Annotated in this window: 19 protein-coding genes and 1 pseudogene; 9 read left to right on the top strand and 11 right to left on the bottom strand. The window is 48.1% G+C overall.

The annotated features are described in order from the left end of the window. Positions 1–796: helix-turn-helix domain-containing protein (locus tag OQV04_RS18140; RefSeq protein ID WP_247806802.1), on the bottom strand; the 796-nt coding region annotated here is incomplete at its 3' end. A gap of 247 nt (positions 797–1,043) precedes the next feature. Here OQV04_RS18140 and OQV04_RS18135 point away from each other — a divergent pair. Then, the gene (locus tag OQV04_RS18135; RefSeq protein ID WP_021556518.1) at positions 1,044–1,913 is read left to right on the top strand and encodes an aldo/keto reductase; all 870 of its coding nucleotides are present in this window, start codon (positions 1,044–1,046) and stop codon (positions 1,911–1,913) included. Between the two features lie 159 nt (positions 1,914–2,072). On the opposite strand, the gene rclC is transcribed toward OQV04_RS18135, so the two are convergent. The 3 genes from rclC to rclA all read right to left on the bottom strand — a co-directional run bounded on the left by rclC (position 2,073) and on the right by rclA (position 4,348). Further along, positions 2,073–2,666: a reactive chlorine species resistance protein RclC gene (gene rclC / locus OQV04_RS18130; RefSeq protein ID WP_001306921.1), complete on the bottom strand. Its 594-nt coding sequence runs from the start codon at positions 2,664–2,666 to the stop codon at positions 2,073–2,075. A gap of 11 nt (positions 2,667–2,677) precedes the next feature. Further along, entirely contained in the window at positions 2,678–2,914 is a 237-nt protein-coding gene (gene rclB, locus OQV04_RS18125) for a reactive chlorine resistance periplasmic protein RclB (RefSeq protein WP_000474077.1), read from the bottom strand. A gap of 108 nt (positions 2,915–3,022) precedes the next feature. Then, on the bottom strand, positions 3,023–4,348 hold the full coding sequence (rclA, locus tag OQV04_RS18120) for a reactive chlorine resistance oxidoreductase RclA (protein WP_089618295.1): 1,326 nt from the start codon (positions 4,346–4,348) through the stop codon (positions 3,023–3,025). A gap of 225 nt (positions 4,349–4,573) precedes the next feature. On the opposite strand from rclA, the gene rclR reads away from it, so the two are divergent. The 4 genes from rclR to OQV04_RS18100 all read left to right on the top strand — a co-directional run bounded on the left by rclR (position 4,574) and on the right by OQV04_RS18100 (position 8,801). Then, positions 4,574–5,428 (top strand): reactive chlorine-specific transcriptional regulator RclR, encoded by an 855-nt coding sequence (rclR, locus tag OQV04_RS18115; RefSeq protein WP_000339593.1) that lies wholly within the window; start codon positions 4,574–4,576, stop codon positions 5,426–5,428. Positions 5,429–5,955: 527 nt separating this feature from the next. After that, the gene (locus OQV04_RS18110) at positions 5,956–6,675 is read left to right on the top strand and encodes a (Fe-S)-binding protein (protein WP_001102100.1); all 720 of its coding nucleotides are present in this window, start codon (positions 5,956–5,958) and stop codon (positions 6,673–6,675) included. 10 nt (positions 6,676–6,685) lie between these two features. Further along, a complete protein-coding gene (locus OQV04_RS18105) occupies positions 6,686–8,113 on the top strand; it encodes a LutB/LldF family L-lactate oxidation iron-sulfur protein (protein ID WP_032280332.1) in 1,428 nt (475 codons plus the stop codon). Beyond that, positions 8,106–8,801, top strand: a complete 696-nt coding sequence (locus OQV04_RS18100; protein ID WP_032280333.1) for a LutC/YkgG family protein — start codon at positions 8,106–8,108, stop codon at positions 8,799–8,801. The genes OQV04_RS18105 and OQV04_RS18100 overlap by 8 nt, the downstream gene beginning before the upstream one ends. 241 nt (positions 8,802–9,042) lie before the next feature. On the opposite strand, the gene ykgH is transcribed toward OQV04_RS18100, so the two are convergent. The 4 genes from ykgH to betI all read right to left on the bottom strand — a co-directional run bounded on the left by ykgH (position 9,043) and on the right by betI (position 13,683). Further along, complete coding sequence (gene ykgH / locus OQV04_RS18095) at positions 9,043–9,711, bottom strand: protein YkgH (RefSeq protein ID WP_001624663.1); 669 nt, start codon at positions 9,709–9,711, stop codon at positions 9,043–9,045. Positions 9,712–9,907: 196 nt separating this feature from the next. Further along, positions 9,908–11,596, bottom strand: a complete 1,689-nt coding sequence (betA, locus tag OQV04_RS18090; RefSeq protein ID WP_032280334.1) for a choline dehydrogenase — start codon at positions 11,594–11,596, stop codon at positions 9,908–9,910. A gap of 13 nt (positions 11,597–11,609) precedes the next feature. Next, on the bottom strand, positions 11,610–13,082 hold the full coding sequence (betB, locus tag OQV04_RS18085) for a betaine-aldehyde dehydrogenase (protein WP_032280335.1): 1,473 nt from the start codon (positions 13,080–13,082) through the stop codon (positions 11,610–11,612). A gap of 13 nt (positions 13,083–13,095) precedes the next feature. Continuing rightward, the gene (betI, locus tag OQV04_RS18080) at positions 13,096–13,683 is read right to left on the bottom strand and encodes a transcriptional regulator BetI (protein ID WP_001301903.1); all 588 of its coding nucleotides are present in this window, start codon (positions 13,681–13,683) and stop codon (positions 13,096–13,098) included. Positions 13,684–13,811: 128 nt separating this feature from the next. On the opposite strand from betI, the gene betT reads away from it, so the two are divergent. Both betT and pdeL read left to right on the top strand, forming a co-directional pair. Beyond that, positions 13,812–15,845, top strand: a complete 2,034-nt coding sequence (gene betT / locus OQV04_RS18075) for a choline BCCT transporter BetT (RefSeq protein ID WP_000131044.1) — start codon at positions 13,812–13,814, stop codon at positions 15,843–15,845. Positions 15,846–16,720: 875 nt separating this feature from the next. Continuing rightward, a complete protein-coding gene (gene pdeL, locus OQV04_RS18070; protein WP_001324749.1) occupies positions 16,721–17,809 on the top strand; it encodes a DNA-binding transcriptional activator/c-di-GMP phosphodiesterase PdeL in 1,089 nt (362 codons plus the stop codon). Positions 17,810–17,850: 41 nt separating this feature from the next. Here pdeL and OQV04_RS18065 read toward each other — a convergent pair whose 3' ends face one another. Then, positions 17,851–18,783 (bottom strand): LysR substrate-binding domain-containing protein, encoded by a 933-nt coding sequence (locus OQV04_RS18065; protein WP_001084388.1) that lies wholly within the window; start codon positions 18,781–18,783, stop codon positions 17,851–17,853. A 91-nt stretch (positions 18,784–18,874) separates the two neighbouring features. Next, on the bottom strand, positions 18,875–19,372 hold the full coding sequence (locus OQV04_RS18060; RefSeq protein WP_001013890.1) for a DUF1097 domain-containing protein: 498 nt from the start codon (positions 19,370–19,372) through the stop codon (positions 18,875–18,877). A 257-nt stretch (positions 19,373–19,629) separates the two neighbouring features. On the opposite strand from OQV04_RS18060, the gene OQV04_RS18055 reads away from it, so the two are divergent. Together OQV04_RS18055 and OQV04_RS18050 are read left to right on the top strand one after the other, a co-directional pair. Further along, complete coding sequence (locus OQV04_RS18055) at positions 19,630–20,235, top strand: ankyrin repeat domain-containing protein (protein ID WP_032280342.1); 606 nt, start codon at positions 19,630–19,632, stop codon at positions 20,233–20,235. Between the two features lie 39 nt (positions 20,236–20,274). After that, a pseudogene (locus tag OQV04_RS18050) lies at positions 20,275–20,802 on the top strand (DUF2877 domain-containing protein); the annotation flags it as partial. Here OQV04_RS18050 and OQV04_RS25145 read toward each other — a convergent pair. After that, complete coding sequence (locus OQV04_RS25145) at positions 20,802–20,858, bottom strand: IS1 family transposase (RefSeq protein WP_003032489.1); 57 nt, start codon at positions 20,856–20,858, stop codon at positions 20,802–20,804. The pseudogene OQV04_RS18050 and the gene OQV04_RS25145 overlap by 1 nt on opposite strands. Between the last annotated feature and the right edge of the window lie 2 nt (positions 20,859–20,860).

The raw sequence follows: 20,860 nt of genomic DNA, 5'->3' as shown, positions 1-20,860 counted from the left end.
CCACGGGAATATCTGCGGCAGCGGGCTTGTAATGGGTTAAGTGATAACAGATGTCTGGAAATATAGGGGCAAATCCAATCAGATAGATGTTACGCACCCAGTCAGGATAATTTTCCCAGTTTCCTTCATAACGGAAAGAGGCATAAAGTCCTCGGGTCGTTGTCCACTCTTTTGGCATGTCAGCATATTCACATACCGTACCGGCAAAAGTTTCAACCGTGAGCAAATCGACCGATTTTGTTGACGGTTCAAACGTGGAGACGAAATAGATATCCGTCTTAAAATTATTCATACATCTGGCTAAATGATGACGTCGCAGTTTGACTTCTTCATCCGGTGATTTATTCGACACTTCAATATCATATTTAAATGAATTGCCAAAAATAGGTGTCTCAGGAAAGTTGACTAATCTACACTCCGTCTTTTGCTGTTGACGTATTAAAAAAGAAGGGAAGATATTTACGAGATCCCAATAATCACGGTGGCGGTATACACGGGGAGAGCAGCCGAATAACTTTTTAAATTCGCGGCTGAATGACTGCTGTGAATCAAAATGCAAAGAGAGTGCAATATCAAGCATAGATTTCGCGGTGAGCCGGACAAGAATGGCGGCACGACAAAGCCTTCGTTTGCGAATGTATTCTCCCAAAGACACATGCATGAAATTTCGGAACAGAAGCTGGATGTTGCGTCTGCTGTAGCCAGATTTCTGTGCGATATCTTCGATTGAAATAGGGTGCTCAAGATTGCACTCAATCCACTCCAGGAGCTGCTGTAGAATCTTCTGCCTGATCATCACATTCTCCGTTAATTCTTTGTCATATCGCACATTTTCGTTATGCCCTGGGCCCTAAGTGTATCAAAAACAGCAAGGCCCAAGGCAAAAGCACTGGTAGCGTCTGCTTCGTTGCCCCGAAAATAGAGAGGTTTCAGTCCTACATTATTAATGAATTTTTTGCATAAGTGATATCAAAATCCACATACTAATTTGAGGTTACGTTTTAACGTAGACTCATTGTTCATGCCTAATGGAGGGACTGACAGTGGAATTTTCCGTATTAAGTAACAATCTGAAAATGCCGATGATGGGATTTGGTGTTTTTCAGGTTACCGATAAAAACGTGTGCAAACAGTCAGTGTTGAACGCTATCCGCACGGGGTATCGACTCATCGACACTGCAGCGGTATACGGTAATGAAGATGCCGTCGGTGAAGCCGTTCGTGAAGCTATATCCGAAGGTTTATGTACCCGAGAAGAGTTATTTTTAACGTCTAAATTGTGGGTGCAGGATATGTTGAATCAGGATACGGCAGCAGCAGGTATTGAAGCATCATTAAAAAAATCGGGACTAGAATACTTCGACCTCTATTTATTGCATCAGGCTATGCGCGATTATTTCAGTGCGTGGCGTGCACTCGAAGATGCCTATGAAGAGGGCAAATTAAAAGCGATTGGGGTTTCCAATTTCTATCCTCATGTTCTGGCGAACTTTTGTGAAACGGTAAGAGTTAAACCGATGGTCAACCAGGTCGAGTTGCATCCCTATTTTGCCCAACCAGAGGCGCTGGCAACCATGAAGTATTATAACGTACAGCCTGAAGCATGGGCTCCGTTAGGTGGTGGACGACATAAACCCTTTGAAAATAATCTGCTTCAGAGTATTGCAGATGCCCATCAAAAATCGATTTCTCAAGTCATTCTGCGTTGGAATATTCAACGGGGAGTGGTCGTTATTCCGAAATCGACACATCAACAGCGTATCGAAGAAAATTTTGCTATCTGGGATTTCTCACTGACAGAGAAAGAAATGGCACAAATTAGTTCGCTTGATTTGGGTTATGTTGGGGAGTCGGTAAAACATTTTAATCCTGAATTTGTTCGTGGTTGTCTTGCTGTAAAAATACATGATTGATATTAATCATGTATTTTACCTGAGACGACAAGAATCTTTTAACAGGGGAGTGATATTGATCTTCACTCTGTCATATCTCCGGTAATATGGCGTCAGGCTTCATCATCAGAAAGGGGGCCTGACGCCTGAAAAAGTGAACAACAGACAGTGTTCGGATTATCAATATTCAGTTTTTAACGTTGAACTGGATTCATTACTGCGTTGTTTAAGAATTTCCCGCGCCGAATCTGCCATTATCATGACAGCACCTGCCAACATCAGAGTATCTTTCAATACCAAGCGACCAGCACCGGATAAATAAGGGAAACCATGATGAGCGTCACCCAATGCGGGTACCCATGCCTCCGGGGTGGTGATTAAAAATGAGAGTGTTACCAACGGTGTGGTAAATGCCATCAGCCCTCCCAATAAACCTAACCAGCGATTGACAGGATTAGCCAAAACCAGCAGAGCAATAATCACCTCCACGACGCCAAGACCGTTGGAAAAACCATAGGTATTATTGGCCGATTGCCATGCCCTTGCTTCTGGTTTGTATTCGCCTTCGTGAGTCAGATACTGTTTATAGTCTTCCGGGTGTTCATAAAAGAACGACATTAGTGGACTGTTTGCGACGAATGGTGTAATGCTGTCTGCCTCGTAAGGGACAAACTTTAATAACCCAATCCACATAAAAACAATCGCAATACTCAGACGAATCAATGTCAGGCCAATTTTATCTCCCCGACTTAACAGGTGCAGGTATTTTTCCATTGTGAACATCCTTATTTATACAATACTGCTGTTGCGGTTGAATTATTATCAATTCGCATCGATGTGACTTTCCAGGATGAAGCATTATATTTTCTGGCTATATCAGCAATGGCATCCTCCAGAACTGTCGGTGATGCTGATACTGACGAGACGCTGATATGTTTCAGAATTATTTTATCATCTGCATTGGTGGAAAATGCCATAACGCCAGATAATAGTGTTGCAAATAAAACGGATTTTTTAAACATATAAAATACCATCAATGAAGTGATTAAGAAGTTATAGAGTAACAGGGAATTAATAAGATTCTTTTCTCTGAGACGCCAGAATATTTGTTCTGGCGTCTGATTTTGAGTTTATTTGACTAATGAAAATAGATCATTGAGTGATTCGCTCATCGACGGATGAGTAAATATCTGATCGCGTAATATGCTATAAGGCAGCCCGGCATCCATCACCATTTTCACTATATTAATCATCTCGTGGGAGTCAACACACAGCAGTGATGCCCCTAATATACGTTGGGTTTTATTATCAACAATCGCTTTTAATACCCCACGGGTATCGTTCATCACTCTGGCGCGCGGAATTGCAGCTACAGGCAATGTCACCACCTGAATATCAGCACCACTCTCTCTGGCTTGTTCTTCTGTCATACCAACCCTGGACAGGGGCGGTGTCATAAATACGGAATAAGGCACATTTTTCCGATCATCAGTACTACGTTTGCCTTCACCCAGTAACTCATCACGTACAATGCGGTAATCATCCAGTGATATGTAAGTAAATTGCAGCCCGCCGGTAACATCTCCCATCGCCCAAATATTGTCTGCGGTGGTATGTAATCGCTTGTCAACGACAATTGCCCCGCGCTCGTTTACTGCGATACCGGCATTTTCTGGATGTAACGAAGCGGTAGCCGGTTGACGACCGGAAGCTATTAACAGTGCATCCACCGCCAGTTGGGCGTGCTCGCTATGCACTTGCACTTGATTTTCATGGTGACAGATTCGCTCCACATGGGCATTGAGGATAATATCGACGCCCTGATCGCGTAAAATCGTCGCGATATTATCAGCAATATCCCGATCTTCCCGAGGCAAAAACAGCGAAGCTGCTTCTAAAATGGTTACCTTGCTGCCAAAATTAGCGAACATAGAGGCGAACTCAACGCCAATATATCCGCCGCCCAAAATACCTAAATGCCCAGGCAATTCTTTTAGATTAAGTAATCCGGTGCTGTCATATACACCAGGCGTGGTGATAATTCCAGGAATTGGCGGAACCACGGTTTGTGCACCAGTATTAATAAAAATTTTCTCGCCATGAATCTCCTGATTTCCCTCAGGCCGATGAACACGCAGGCTATGATTATTGATAAACTCCGCCTGGCCGTTGATCACGTCGATATTGGGCATATCTGCAAGATTATGAAAATTCTTATTACGTAAAAAATTAACCACTTCATTTTTACGCTGTATGGCACGGACAAAATCTGTGTGCTGCTGTGCGTCATGAACCAATGTTTTGGTTGGGATGCAGCCGATATTAATACAGGTCCCGCCATACATTGCATTTGATTGTTCGATGAGAGCCACACGCCAACCTGCTTTTGCCAGCGTGACGGCTAATGTTTTTCCAGCCTTGCCAAAACCAATAATCACTGCCTGATATTTATTCATGATGATTTCCTGTCGAAACGCGTTCATTTGACATCATGACTATAGACGCAAAAGAGCAAATAACATTTCTTCACAACGCTTGATATTTTGTCTTATCGTCTGGTATTTTCTTTTTCTTAATCAGAATCACAAAACAAAAATCACGATTAACTATTTGATGGTATTAGATTAGTTATTTACTAAGATTGTTGGTGTTTGTAATCAAAAACCACTCAGGAGTCTGATATGGATGCCCTTAGCCGTTTGTTGATGCTTAACGCTCCACAAGGAACGATCGATAAGAATTGCGTGTTAGGAAGTGACTGGCAGCTTCCACATGGTGCCGGGGAATTATCGGTTATTCGTTGGCATGCGTTAACGCAAGGAGCGGCGAAGCTGGAAATGCCGACGGGAGAGATTTTTACATTACGCCCGGGAAATGTGGTCCTGCTACCACAAAATTCAGCTCATCGCCTGAGTCATGTCGATAATGAATCGACCTGTATTGTCTGTGGTACTCTTCGGCTGCAACATTCGGCACGTTATTTTTTAACGTCTTTGCCGGAAACGCTGTTTTTAGCACCGGTTAACCACAGCGTGGAATATAACTGGCTGAGGGAGGCGATCCCGTTTTTACAACAGGAATCCAGATCGGCAATGCCGGGAGTGGATGCACTGTGTAGCCAGATCTGCGCTACATTCTTTACCCTCGCGGTGCGTGAGTGGATTGCACAGGTTAATACTGAGAAAAACATTCTCAGTTTGCTTCTGCATCCACGTCTTGGTGCGGTAATACAGCAAATGCTGGAAATGCCAGGACACGCCTGGACCGTCGAATCGCTGGCCAGCATCGCCCACATGTCCCGGGCAAGTTTTGCCCAGCTTTTCCGTGATGTTTCCGGAACCACGCCGCTGGCTGTATTAACAAAGTTGCGTCTACAAATAGCGGCCCAGATGTTTTCCCGGGAAATGCTCCCTGTTGTGGTGATCGCTGAGTCAGTAGGCTATGCCAGTGAATCATCTTTTCACAAGGCGTTTGTCCGCGAGTTTGGTTGTACTCCGGGAGAATATCGGGAAAGGGTCAGACAGCTTGCACCCTGAATAAAACCGCCAGAAATCAGGGCAAAGATAATCCGCATTCCGGGAGTTGTGAGCCTTTCAACTATTTCTATTTCCAACGGTGGTTTGGGCTTTATATATTTTTTTCTGATGGACTCTTGCTCAGTTTTTAAATAAAAATGCAAACTAAATTGCTTCAATTAAATAAAATCCCGACTATTACTCGATACGTGATTATTGTCGGTGATTTTTTTGTACACCATCAGTGTATATCTCAATAACCCCTGAATAAGTAGCTCTGAATAGGTATAAGGGATGTAGCCATTTTTAAATGGATTTCTTATGCTAAAAATGATCGTCGATTTCCCCATAAAATGTGAGCGATGCCGAAAGAAATAAAATTAGTTATTGCATTTGAAGTTTGGATGAAAGATTATCATTTGTCATACAAATGAGGAGTGGTATGTTGCTAGCCAATTAAAAAAGAACGCCATATTTATTGATGATTGCTCCCCCGGTGGGGGGGAAACATCGGGCATAAATGGGCATGAAGTAATGGAGTATTAGTTGTGAATGTCAATTTCTTTGTCACCTGTATTGGTGACGCCCTGAAATCAAGAATGGCACGAGACTCCGTGCTGCTACTGGAAAAACTCGGCTGTCGCGTAAATTTCCCGGAGAAACAGGGATGCTGCGGTCAGCCTGCGATCAATAGCGGTTATATCAAAGAAGCTATTCCAGGGATGAAAAATCTGATCGCCGCACTGGAGGATAACGATGATCCCATTATTTCACCGGCTGGCTCCTGCACCTATGCCGTAAAAAGTTACCCGATGTATCTGGCGGATGAACCTGAATGGGCATCACGTGCCGCAAAGGTTGCCGCGCGTATGCAGGATCTCACCTCTTTTATTGTTAATAAATTAGGGGTAGTCGATGTAGGTGCCAGTTTGCAAGGGAGAGCGGTGTATCACCCATCTTGTAGCCTGGCCCGTAAGTTGGGGGTGAAGGACGAGCCACTTACGCTGCTGAAAAATGTGCGTGGACTGGAGCTGTTGACCTTTGCTGAACAGGATACCTGCTGCGGATTTGGCGGCACGTTCTCGGTCAAAATGGCCGAAATATCCGGCGAGATGGTGAAAGAAAAGGTTGCGCACCTGATGGAAGTCCGCCCTGAGTATTTAATAGGTGCTGACGTGAGTTGCCTGCTGAACATCAGTGGGCGATTACAACGGGAAGGGCAGAAAGTCAAAGTGATGCATATTGCTGAAGTGTTGATGAGCCGCTGAGGATATAAAGATGTCGATCAAAACCAGTAATACAGATTTTAAGACACGCATCCGTCAGCAAATTGAAGATCCGATCATGCGCAAAGCGGTGGCAAACGCGCAGCAGCGTATTGGGGCAAATCGGCAAAAAATGGTCGATGAATTGGGGCACTGGGAGGAGTGGCGCGATCGGGCCGCCCAGATACGTGATCATGTTCTGAGTAATCTCGACGCTTATCTGTACCAGCTCTCAGAAAAAGTGACGCAAAACGGCGGTCACGTCTATTTTGCAAAAACCAAAGAAGACGCTACCCGCTACATTTTACAGGTTGCCCAACGCAAAAATGCCCGGAAGGTGGTGAAATCTAAATCGATGGTGACCGAAGAGATTGGTGTCAATCATGTGTTGCAGGATGCTGGCATTCAGGTGATTGAAACCGATCTGGGTGAATATATTCTCCAGCTGGATCAAGATCCGCCATCTCATGTTGTGGTCCCGGCAATTCATAAAGATCGCCATCAGATCCGTCGAGTGCTACACGAACGTCTGGGCTATGAGGGGTCGGAAACGCCTGAAGCAATGACCTTATTCATCCGGCAAAAAATCCGCGAAGATTTCCTCAGTGCTGAAATAGGTATTACCGGCTGTAATTTCGCGGTGGCAGAGACCGGTTCGGTATGCCTGGTGACCAATGAAGGTAATGCGCGAATGTGTACCACGCTGCCTAAAACGCATATTGCAGTGATGGGAATGGAGCGTATTGCCCCCACGTTTGCCGAGGTAGATGTATTGATCACCATGCTGGCGCGCAGTGCCGTTGGTGCACGTTTGACGGGATACAACACCTGGCTGACAGGACCGCGCGAAGCGGGGCACGTTGATGGTCCTGAAGAGTTTCATCTGGTTATTGTCGATAACGGGCGTTCTGAGGTGCTGGCCTCTGAATTTCGGGATGTGCTGCGCTGTATTCGCTGCGGGGCTTGTATGAATACTTGTCCGGCATATCGCCATATTGGCGGTCATGGATATGGCTCTATTTATCCAGGGCCAATTGGTGCGGTGATTTCTCCGCTACTTGGCGGCTATAAAGATTATAAAGATTTACCCTACGCCTGCTCTTTATGCACAGCTTGTGACAACGTGTGTCCAGTGCGTATTCCGCTGTCAAAACTGATTTTGCGTCATCGTCGGGTGATGGCTGAAAAAGGGATCACCGCAAAAGCAGAGCAACGGGCGATAAAAATGTTCGCTTATGCCAATAGTCATCCAGGATTGTGGAAAGTCGGGATGATGGCCGGCGCTCATGCGGCAAGCTGGTTTATCAATGGCGGCAAAACACCACTCAAATTTGGCGCGATTAGCGACTGGATGGAAGCACGCGATCTTCCTGAAGCTGACGGAGAGAGTTTCCGTAGTTGGTTTAAGAAACATCAGGCGCAGGAGAAAAAGAATGGATAATCGAGGCGAATTTTTGAATAACGTTGCTCAGGCACTGGGTCGCCCGCTGCGACTTGAACCGCAAGCAGAAGATGCGCCGCTTAACAACTATGCTAACGAGCGGCTTACCGAACTTAACCAACAGCAGCGCTGTGACGCGTTTATTCAGTTTGCCAGCGATGTTATGTTGACGCGCTGTGAACTGACCAGCGAGGCGAAGGCGGCAGAAGCTGCAATACGACTGTGTAAAGAGCTGGGAGATCAGTCGGTCGTGATTAGCGGTGACACGAGGCTGGAGGAATTAGGGATTAGCGAACGTTTGCAGCAGGAATGCAATGCCGTTGTTTGGGATCCGGCGAAAGGTGCCGAGAATATCTCGCAGGCAGAGCAGGCTAAAGTGGGTGTCGTGTATGCTGACTATGGTTTAACCGAATCGGGAGGCGTGGTTCTTTTTTCCGCCGCCGAGCGCGGGCGTTCATTGAGCCTGCTCCCGGAATCATCTCTTTTTATCCTGCGTAAAAGCACAATCCTGCCGCGTGTAGCGCAACTCGCAGAAAAATTGCATCAGAAAGCGCAGGCCGGTGAACGAATGCCGTCATGTATTAACATCATCAGTGGTCCCAGCTCAACGGCGGACATTGAGCTTATCAAAGTCGTCGGGGTTCATGGTCCGGTGAAAGCGGTGTATCTGATTATTGAGGATTGCTGAGAGAGGTATGAAGTCTGGACATAAACCTGAAGGCGGCATACGAGGTTTGAATAGCGTTAAGGGCAACCTGACTTAACCCCGTTCCGTCATGGTTATGCTCCTCTTCTGTAAATATCCTGGCATTACTAATGCCAGGATATTTACAGTGAAAAAGACAGGCATCCATTCCTGAAAACGGGTTCCCTTCCCGGTCATTGTCACTTCAGCTTTATACAGGCACTCTCTATCAGAATGCTGTTTATTACTGCCCAGAGTTTTGTTGGTATTCATCTACCATTTTTTTAACAAGGCAAAACATTACAGAAATTACAATGCTTAGAAAAAATCCCAGAGCCAGGCAAATGGCAGCAGGGTATTTATTTTTTATTTCTGGTGAGCTTATAGTTACACAGCCATCACCGTTCGGATACAATGACCAGTTCCTGGTCAGGTATATCATTTTTGTATAAAGCTCACTGTTAATTGCTGAAGGCGTTTGTATCTCATCGAGAACTTGCCTGCCATTATGGTATTCTGACGCATACCATTTGATAATAGACGCCTGCACGCGAGATATTTCCGCTTCAGCAGTTGGTAAATCTCTCTTATCTCCTGACCATTCCAGCTTTATTTCTCTGTTCTTGACATCTGGGCTGGTGTGAAAAAATGTAGTAATTCGCTGAATAACATCTTCAGTCATTGTGGTCTGACAGGCAAAGTTATTATTGCTATCACAGTTAACAAGTATGCCTGGCGTTGTCTGGTTTATTTTTAGGCTGTAACTCACTTTTATATTATCTTTATTGATATACAGAAACAACAGCACCATAGCCATACAGATAGCCATAATAAAAAGGATAACACGAATCTTTTTCTTCAGATAAAATAAAATCTCAATCAGATCGATATCCTGTTTGATTTGTTCATTCATAATATATCCAGAAAATAAAACCTGTCGCAGATAAGGTTGTATTAATAGTCTGTATCAGGAATGTTCGGGGTAAATATCAGCAAAAAACCAGCATCATGAATACTGGATATGAAGCATGAGAGTTACCCCTATGTTTTATATAACGATTCTGTCCCCATACCTGGAACGGTAACTCTCAATCTGATCGGTTCCTGAGTCAGTTCAAATCACGACTCATTTTTTTCGCTCTCACCGGCATCCCATTTGCCACATAATATCCCGCCGTGCTCCTCGGCAACGCATCCTTCCCGCGAATCATATCCGCTATTTTCTCGCCAATCATAATCGTCGTGGCGTTCAAATTGCCGGTGATAATTTGCGGCATAATTGACGCATCCACCACGCGCAGGCCTTCCAGCCCGTGTACGCGGCCTTCGCCGTCAACCACAGCCATCTCGTCATAACCCATTTTGCAGGTACCGCACGGATGAAACGCGGTTTCGGCGTGGTTACGCACGAACTCATCGAGCTGCTCATCCGTCTGGCATTCGACACCGGGGCTGATTTCGCGGCCACGATACTGATCCAGCGCCGGTTGATGCATGATCTCGCGGGTGATGCGAATTGCGTCGCGGAACTCCTGCCAGTCCTGCTCGTGCGACATGTAGTTAAACAGAATCGCCGGATGCTGGTGCGGGTCGCGGGATTTAATCCGCACATGCCCACGGCTTGGCGAGCGCATCGATCCGACGTGGCACTGGAAGCCGTGCTCTTTCACTGCATTCGAGCCGTTATAGTTAATCGCTACTGGCAGGAAATGGTACTGAATATTCGGCCACGCAAATTCCTCTCGGCTGCGAATAAATCCGCCTGCTTCAAAGTGGTTGCTGGCACCAACGCCGGTGCCGCCAAACAGCCACTCCGCACCGATTTTCGGCTGATTCCACCACTGCAGGGCAGGGTAGAGGGAAACCGGTTCTTTGCACTCATATTGCAGATACATCTCCAGATGATCCTGAAGATTTTCGCCGACGCCGGGTAATTCATGCACCAGCGGAATATCAAACTCCGCCAGCAGTTCAGCGCTACCCACGCCGGAACGTTGCAGGATCTGCGGAGAGGCGATCGCACCTGCACATAACAGCACCTCTTTATTCGCTGTCGCGCGGGTTGGAATGGTGCTGTCGCCTTCCTGCCACTCGACGCCCACCGCGCGTTTGCCGTCAAAAATGATGTGATCGGTCATAGCGTGAGTACGAATGGTCAGGTTAGGGCGCGATTTGGCCTGATCGAGATAACCGCGCGCGGTACTGGCGCGACGGCCCTGCGGCGTGACGGTGCGATCCATCGGGCCAAAACCTTCCTGCTGATAGCCGTTGAGATCGTCCGTGCGCGGGTAGCCCGCCTGCACGCCCGCTTCAATCATCGCTTCAAACAGCGGATTGACGCCGGGTTTGGAGGTGGTGACGCTCACCGGGCCATCACCGCCGTGATAGTCGTTATCACCAATATCGCGCGTCTCGGCCTTGCGATAGTAGGGCAGGCAGTCGAGATAGCTCCAGTTCTCCAGGCCGGGTTCTTTCGCCCAGTTGTCGAGATCCAGCGCGTTGCCACGGATGTAGCACATGCCGTTGATCAGCGACGATCCACCCAGGCCTTTACCGCGTCCGCACTCCATGCGGCGGTTATTCATAAACGGTTCAGGTTCCGTTTCATAGGCCCAGTTGTAGCGTTTACCCTGTAGCGGGAATGCCAGGGCAGCGGGCATCTGGGTGCGGAAGTCAAAGCGATAGTCCGGGCCGCCCGCTTCAAGCAGCAGCACGGAGGTATTCGGATCTTCAGTCAGACGGGTAGCGAGAACGTTGCCGGCTGAGCCGGCACCAATAATGATGTAGTCAAATTGCAAATAAACCTCCTGGTTAGAATATGGACTGGAATTTAGCCATCTCAACCTGGATGGACTTCACCTGGGTGTAACTCTGGAGCGTCATCACGCCGTTCTCGCGACCAATGCCGGAGTGTTTGTAGCCGCCAACGGGCATCTCTACCGGGGATTCGCCCCAGGTGTTGATCCAGCAAATACCCGCTTCCAGCTGATGAATGACGCGATGCGCGCGGTTCAGGTCCGCCGTCACGATTCCCGCCGCCAGGCCGTAGTCGGTATCGTTAGCGCGGCGAATGACTTCGTCTTCCGACTCGTAGGTCAGAATGGACATCACTGGCCCGAAGATCTCTTCACGCACGATGGTCATATCGTCGCTGCAATCGGTGAACACAGTCGGCGCGACCCATGCGCCGTTATCGAGGCCATCGCCTTTCAGTACATCGCCGCCGCACAGTACGCGCGCGCCTTCCTCTTTGCCTTTGGCGATATAGCGCAGCACGTTATCGCGATGCGGGAAGCTGACCAGCGGGCCGAAGTTAGTTTGCGGATCGAAAACGTCGCCCGCGCGAATGCGCTCAACGCGCGCCAGAATCTTTTGTTCAAATGCGGCTTTGCATTTCGCCGGAACGAAGACGCGGGTGCCATTGGTACACACCTGACCGGAGCTGAAGAAGTTTGCCATCATGGCGATATCGGCGGCGAGATCGAGATCCGCATCATCGAAAACGATCAGCGGTGATTTACCGCCCAGTTCCATGGTCACTTCTTTCAGGGAAGAGGCCGCCGAGTTAGCCATCACTTTTTTGCCGCTGGCGACACCGCCGGTAAATGACACTTTGGCAATGCCCGGATGCTCGGTCAGATATTGCCCGGTCTCCGCGCCCACGCCCGGCAACACGTTAAATACGCCGTCCGGCAGGCCCGCTTCGCTGTAAATTTCAGCCAGCTTTAACGCGGTAAGCGGGGTGACTTCGCTCGGTTTGAAAATCATTGCGTTGCCTGCCGCCAGCGCCGGGGCGGATTTCCACAGGGCAATCTGGATCGGGTAGTTCCATGCGCCAATCCCCGCCACCACGCCCAGCGGTTCGCGGCGGGTATAAACAAATGACGTCTCACGCAACGGGATCTGGCTGCCTTCCAGCGCCGGGATCAGCCCGGCGTAGTACTCCAGCACGTCCGCACCGGTAACGATATCGACGGTTGAGGTTTCCGAATATGCTTTTCCGGTGTCGAGGGTTTCCAGTTTTGCGAGTTCGTCATTGCGTTCACGCAGAATATCAACGGCCCGACGCAGAATACGCGAGCGTTCCATAGCGGTCATCGCCGCCCAGATTTTTTGCCCCTGTTGGGCACTCTTCACGGCGCGATCGACATCCTCACGCCCGGCGGCCTGCACGGTCGCCAGCACGTTACCGTTGGCCGGGTTAATGGTCTCGAAGGTGCGACCGCTGGTGGCGGAGGTATAACCACCATGTATATAAAGCTGCTGTTCTGCCATTCGGGACATCACGTCTCCTCGGTTAATCGGTGGGTAAATGCTGAGTAATAAAGTGACGGGTCAGCGAGTGTGCGAGAGGTTTATCCAGCGGTTTGCCGCTCAGTGCCGCGCGCAGCCATAATCCGTCAATCAGCGCGGCAAGGCCGTAGCCCGCTTCCTGTGCCTGGTGGCGCGGCAATTCGCGGCGAAACTCGCTCACCAGATTCGACAGCAAGCGGCGGCTGCTGACCTGCTGTAAACGATAGAGCATCGGCTGATGCATACTGCTGGCCCAGAACGCCAGCCAGGCTTTCATCGCCGCACTGCTCACCTGCGTTTCATCGAAGTTTCCGCCAACAATCGCCTGTAATCGCTGCTCTGCACTGCCCTGCGGAAGTGCATGTAATCGATTCAAAACCGCGTCACGCAGCTGACTGGTGATATCGCGCATGGTTGCTTCCAGCAGACCATTTTTGTCCCTGAAATAGTGGCTGATGATCCCCGTAGAAACGCCTGCACGGCGGGCGATCTGCGCGATCGTTGCATCGTGCATGCCCACTTCATTTATTGCTTCCAGTGTGGCGTCGATCAGTTGTCTGCGCCGGATCGACTGCATCCCCAATTTGGGCATTTTCGCCACTCCATTCATCAGCGTTGTTTATCTATTAAAGCGGTTATTGATTGGACGTTCAATATAAAATGTGTCTTAATTGTTACGAATTTGATTTTAAATGGTAACAATAACAGTGGGGATACTGGATGACAGACCTTTCACACAGCAGGGAAAAGGACAAAATCAATCCGGTGGTGTTTTACACCTCCGCCGGACTGATTTTGTTGTTTTCCCTGACAACGATCCTGTTTCGCGACTTCTCGGCCCTGTGGATTGGCCGCACGCTGGACTGGGTTTCTAAAACCTTCGGTTGGTACTATCTGCTGGCGGCAACGCTCTATATTGTCTTTGTGGTCTGTATCGCTTGTTCGCGTTTTGGTTCGGTGAAGCTCGGGCCAGAACAATCCAAACCGGAATTCAGCCTGCTGAGTTGGGCGGCAATGCTGTTTGCTGCCGGGATCGGTATCGATCTGATGTTCTTTTCCGTAGCCGAACCGGTAACGCAGTATATGCAGCCGCCAGAAGGCGCGGGACAGACGATTGAGGCCGCGCGTCAGGCGATGGTCTGGACGCTGTTTCACTACGGCTTAACCGGCTGGTCGATGTATGCGCTGATGGGCATGGCGCTCGGATACTTTAGCTATCGTTATAATTTGCCGCTCACCATCCGCTCGGCACTGTACCCGATCTTCGGTAAACGGATTAACGGGCCGATAGGTCACTCAGTGGATATCGCGGCGGTGATCGGCACTATCTTCGGTATTGCCACTACGCTCGGTATCGGTGTGGTGCAGCTTAACTATGGCTTGAGCGTACTGTTTGATATTCCCGATTCGATGGCGGCAAAAGCGGCACTGATCGCCTTGTCGGTGATAATCGCCACTATCTCGGTGACATCCGGTGTCGATAAGGGCATTCGCGTGTTATCGGAGCTTAATGTCGCGCTGGCGTTGGGATTGATCCTGTTCGTGTTGTTTATGGGCGACACTTCGTTCCTGCTTAATGCACTGGTGCTGAATGTTGGCGACTATGTGAATCGCTTTATGGGCATGACGCTCAACAGTTTTGCCTTCGACCGTCCAGTTGAGTGGATGAATAACTGGACGCTCTTCTTCTGGGCATGGTGGGTGGCATGGTCGCCGTTTGTCGGCTTGTTCCTGGCGCGTATCTCGCGTGGGCGTACCATTCGCCAGTTCGTGCTGGGCACGTTGATTATTCCGTTTACCTTCACGCTGTTATGGCTCTCGGTGTTCGGCAATAGCGCGCTGTATGAAATCATCCACGGCGGCGCGGCATTTGCCGAGGAAGCGATGGTCCATCCGGAGCGCGGCTTCTACAGCCTGCTGGCGCAGTATCCGGCGTTTACCTTTAGCGCCTCCGTCGCCACCATTACTGGCCTGCTGTTTTATGTGACCTCGGCGGACTCCGGGGCGCTGGTGCTGGGGAATTTCACCTCGCAGCTTAAAGATATCAACAGCGACGCCCCCGGCTGGCTGCGCGTCTTCTGGTCGGTGGCGATTGGCCTGCTGACGCTCGGCATGCTGATGACCAACGGGATATCCGCGCTGCAAAACACCACGGTGATTATGGGGCTGCCGTTCAGCTTTGTGATCTTCTTCGTGATGGCGGGGTTGTATAAATCTCTGAAGGTAGAAGATTACCGCCGTGAAAGTGCCAACCGCGATACCGCACCGCGACCGCTGGGGCTTCAGGATCGCCTGAGCTGGAAAAAACGTCTCTCGCGCCTGATGAATTATCCGGGCACGCGTTACACTAAACAGATGATGGAGACGGTCTGTTACCCGGCAATGGAAGAAGTGGCGCAGGAGTTGCGGTTGCGCGGCGCGTACGTGGAGCTAAAAAGCCTGCCGCCGGAAGAGGGACAACAGTTGGGGCATCTGGATTTGTTGGTGCATATGGGCGAAGAGCAAAACTTTGTCTATCAGATTTGGCCGCAGCAATATTCGGTGCCGGGCTTTACCTACCGCGCACGTAGCGGTAAATCGACTTACTACCGGCTGGAAACTTTCCTGTTAGAAGGCAGCCAGGGCAACGACCTGATGGACTACAGCAAAGAGCAGGTGATCACCGATATTCTTGACCAGTACGAGCGGCACCTTAACTTTATTCATCTCCATCGTGAAGCGCCGGGCCATAGCGTGATGTTCCCGGACGCGTGATTGTTATTGCATAAAACCGCGCCATGTCTGCATATGGCGCGGTTTCTCTTACCTCTTGATACGTTATATCTGTACGGTTAAGCCCTTAGTATCGATTGATGATTGCCAGGCAACAGATAATAAAAAAGAAAAGAACTATTGAAGCCCAAAACCTACATTTGGACTGTTGTGAATGTTCAATAAGCTTAGTCTTATTTAATGTAAATATTGGTGCTAATTTGAAATGACGCTTTATTCATGGGGAACGCGTAGCGCAAATCAACTAAAATCAATGTAACCGTTTGTTGTTTAAGGTTTAATTGTCTGTGTGTGATATTTTATTGATTGTTTTAAATATTGTTTTTATTGTCATTGTTATAATGTTGGCTATCTATTGCTGAATGGATTCAGTCTTAAAAGGCAGGTTGTTAAGGGATAGGCATAGAGTAATGACGTGTATGCATAACCAACATCTTTACTCATTATGTCATTGAATGTTGACGCTATGTGTTTATGAGGTTGAGGTATTTTCAGTTGATCTGGATTGTTAAATTCATATAATGCGCCTTTGCTCATGAATGGATGCCAGTATGTAGTGGGAAATTATAAATATTGAAATAGTCCAACTACTTCTTTATTACCAAAAATGAGTATCTGAATTTTAATATTGCATTCTTGCGTGATTATCTCCTGAGTTTGACTTGTGATTACCTTTTTAAGGTATTTAGCGTAACTGTTTTTGAGCGAGCATCAGAGGTAAAGATAATCTTCTTGATAGTGATGTGGGATGTTATACGAATGGCATCGCTAATGTTTATGGTTACCCCTTATGTGTGCTCAGGAATCCACAGGTAATCACTCATACTGAACAGCGATAAAAGATAAAAGGTGTGTTCATGAATTCATGTGATTTTCGTGTTTTTCTGCAAGAGTTCGGTACAACGGTTCATTTGTCATTGCCTGGTAGCGTATCCGAGAAAGAACGACTGCTACTCAAGCTGCTGATGCAGGGAATGTCTGTAACAGAAATATCACAGTACAGAAATCGCAGTGCAAAGACAATTTCACATCAAAAGAAACAGCTCTTTGAGAAACTGGGGATTCAGAGCGATATTACTTTCTGGCGCGATATTTTCTTTCAGTACAATCCGGAGATCATATCCGCCACGGGTAGTAATAGTCATAGATATATTAATGATAATCACTATCACCATATCGTCACGCCTGAAGCCATCAGTCTGGCGTTGGAAAACCATGAATTCAAACCGTGGATCCAACCGGTTTTCTGCGCGCAGACTGGGGTACTGACGGGCTGTGAAGTGCTTGTCCGCTGGGAACATCCACAAACGGGAATCATCCCGCCGGATCAGTTTATTCCTCTGGCGGAGTCATCCGGTCTTATTGTCATAATGACCCGCCAACTGATGAAACAGACTGCGGATATTCTAATGCCGGTAAAACATTTGCTGCCGGATAATTTCCATATTGGTATCAACGTCTCGGCGGGTTGTTTTTTGGCCGCGGGATTTGAAAAAGAATGCCTGAACCTGGTCAAGAAATTAGGAAACGATAAAATCAAACTGGTTCTCGAGCTAACGGAACGTAACCCTATTCCGGTAACGCCAGAAGCCAGAGCGATATTTGACAGCCTTCATCAGCACAACATTACCTTTGCGCTGGATGACTTTGGTACGGGTTATGCGACCTATCGTTATCTGCAGGCGTTTCCGGTCGATTTTATTAAGATCGATAAGTCATTTGTGCAAATGGCGAGTGTCGACGAAATATCCGGTCATATTGTGGACAATATTGTCGAACTGGCTCGTAAGCCTGGTCTGAGTATCGTGGCGGAAGGGGTAGAAACCCAGGAGCAGGCGGATTTAATGATCGGTAAAGGCGTTCACTTTTTGCAGGGCTATTTGTACTCTCCGCCAGTACCGGGTAATAAATTTATCTCTGAATGGGTAATGAAAGCAGGTGGTTGATGTAAACCGCTATTCACAGCGCATCGGGAGGTTGGCAGCGATTAATTCTCCCGATGCAGTAAATCCTGATAGATCCCCGTTAATATGCCATTTGGCGCAAATTGTTTTTTAATCCACTGCGTCACCTGGCCGGTGGCAGAGTGCTGGGTCGCCAGTAACATGCGTGAATCCTGGCGCGGGTTATGGATTTGTCGGGTAACCAGCAGGGATTGCGCCATCGCCTCACGGACCATGTAATCTGGCAAAAAACCAATCCCTTCACCTAAAATCTGGCACTGACATTTGGTGTTGAAATCTGGCACCAGAATTGACTCCTGCCCGTGCAGCAACCAGCCCACTTTTTTATTAATCGTATGCGCGGTGTCCTCCACCATAATATTAGGGTAGAGACGCAGTTGGCTTTCGGCGATGGGTTCCGGCACAAAGGCTAACGGGTGATCCGGGGCGATAGCAAAAGCCCAGCGAATCGCGCCAATCTCCGTGTAATCAATGCCGCCACCGTCCAGCAGCGTGTCGGGTGCGCCGATAGCGATATTTGCCTGATTATTAATAATCGCATCCCAGACGCCGTTATACACTTCGGTGGTGACGGTAATCTGGCAGGTAGGAAACTGCTTTTTCAGCACCTGTAATAAGCGTGCGGTGTGTTTGGGCGTATAAAGCAACTGATTAATACAAATGCGCACACGCGCTTCTATGCCCTGCGAAATAGTATCGATGCTGCGTTTGATGGCGTGAAAATCATTCAGCAGGTCGGTAGCTTTGCGGAAAAAATAACGCCCGGACTCCGTTAACTCAATGCTGCGGGTACTGCGAGTGAACAGCACCACATCCAGCCCTGTTTCCATTCGCTTGATGGTGTAGCTAATGGCGGAAGTGGTTAAACCCAACTCTTCTGCGGCTTTACTGAAGCTGCCAAAACGCGCAGCGGTAGTAAATGCCAACAGATTCTCTTCGGTAAAAATTGAGTTCATTAAACCATTCCCGCCATTATCTAATATGAATTTCTCCAGCTATGACTGTAGAGGTATCGGTTAAAGATAGATAATCATTTTTGAATAACTTTTAATACCCGTCGCGTTTAGTCGTCGCTTCGCTTAATTTTTGTCCACCATATTCTGAAATTATCCCCACGCAGTTACCCGCCAGAAAACCCAGTAATGTCACCGTCCAGTTCATCCCGCTGGCAAAAAACAGCGTCATGCCGAGAAAGCCACCGGGAATAAATGACAGTAACCAGAAACGCCCTTGCCAGACCACCACCGCCGAGAAGGGTACGGTAGTAATTACGCTCGCCCAGAACGCGGACAGTCCACTTACAGAGGCCAGCCAACCAGCAGTCAGCGCGGCGAAAAACGCCCACACCATCCCGGAATAATTAACCGCCAGACTTCTGATAAACCCCGATTTACCGCCGCCTGCGGCATAAAAACTGCAAAAGGCGACGAAGCCAATGGTTCCTAATAATTCCCATCCCTGAGAGAGCCCGACATGTGAAGACACTAACTGCCAAAGCCCTGCACAAATACCGACGGTGACACCCGTTGCCGTGAGTCCGTTCATCTTGTTCCCCTCTGGTTAGACATGGACGAAAGCTACTCTTACATGTGCAGACTATAGAGAAATAAAACCTGATTGAGTGAAAGGGTATCGGGTCAAAGAAACAAATATTGCACTACCGCACACTGCGAAAAGATTGTTGAACATTATTCAACAAAAAAGCGAAATACGGCGAATTAAATTTAAGCGGGTTCTTTTATCAGATTATCGTTGCTATTCTCAATTCATCGAAAACAGCCACAAAAACCAGGGGAATGTGAATGAGTATAAAAAATCTACCTGCCGAATATTTATTGGCTGCACAACAGGGTGATATCGATAAAGTAAAAACCTGCCTTGCGCTGGGTGTCGATATTAATACCTGCGATCGTCAGGGGAAAACGGCAATTACGCTGGCAAGTTTATATCAGCAATATGCTTGCGTTCAGGCATTAATTGACGCCGGAGCGGATATTAATAAACAAGATCATACCTGTTTAAATCCTTTTTTAATTAGCTGTCTGAACGATGATTTAACGCTACTACGAATTATTTTACCGGCTAAACCCGATCTTAATTGCGTAACCCGTTTTGGCGGTGTCGGCCTGACGCCTGCCTGTGAAAAAGGCCATTTAAGTATTGTAAAAGAGCTTTTGGCGCATACGGAGATTAACGTTAACCAGACCAACCATGTAGGCTGGACGCCGCTACTGGAAGCGATTGTGCTTAATGATGGCGGGATTAAACAGCAGGCGATTGTCCAGTTATTGCTGGAACACGGTGCCAGCCCGCATCTGACCGATAAATATGGCAAAACGCCGCTGGAACTGGCGCGGGAACGGGGCTTTGAAGAGATTGCGCAGTTGCTGATTGCGGCAGGCGCATAAACCGGGAGGCTTGCTATCAACACACCAGAAAGACGGTGTGTGTGGGCGCTAACTGCGGATGCTGATTTTCTGGCGCAGCGGGGGCAAGGACAGGTTGAACAGGTCTTTGCCAGAGCGGTAAATATCGCAATCCCGGCTCGCCAGCAGTTGCTGACGCTGCTTTGTGAAGAGTACGACAATGCGCCAAACAGTTGTCGGTTGGCACTCACTCACTTTGATGGTCTGTTTCGGCATGGTGATAAGGTTCAGTTTGACGATCAAGGCATTACGGTTGGTCAACATCTTCATATAGAGATGAGTCGTTGTCGGCGTTGGCTGTCCCCAACCTTGCAAATGACCGCTGTGAATTTTCACCTTATCGCCTGGCAACAGTGGCACGACATTATTCATCAGCACCTGGGGGAAAATGAAACCCTGTTTAATTATCGCGGCGATAATCCGTTTTATCAGGCGTTAAATAAAGAATTACATATTAAACGACGGGCAGTTATTCAGACAGTAAACGATAAGCAAAATATCGCCTCAGCGGTCGCCAGTATGATGGGGTTAGGGGTAATGACTCCAACTTATTGATAGTGTTTTATGTTCAGATAATGCCCGATGACTTTGTCATGCAGCTCCACCG

Source organism: Escherichia sp. Lx600-2, from assembly GCF_036662595.1.
Taxonomy (GTDB): domain Bacteria; phylum Pseudomonadota; class Gammaproteobacteria; order Enterobacterales; family Enterobacteriaceae; genus Escherichia; species Escherichia coli.
This window is presented reverse-complemented; position numbering and strand designations above follow the sequence as displayed.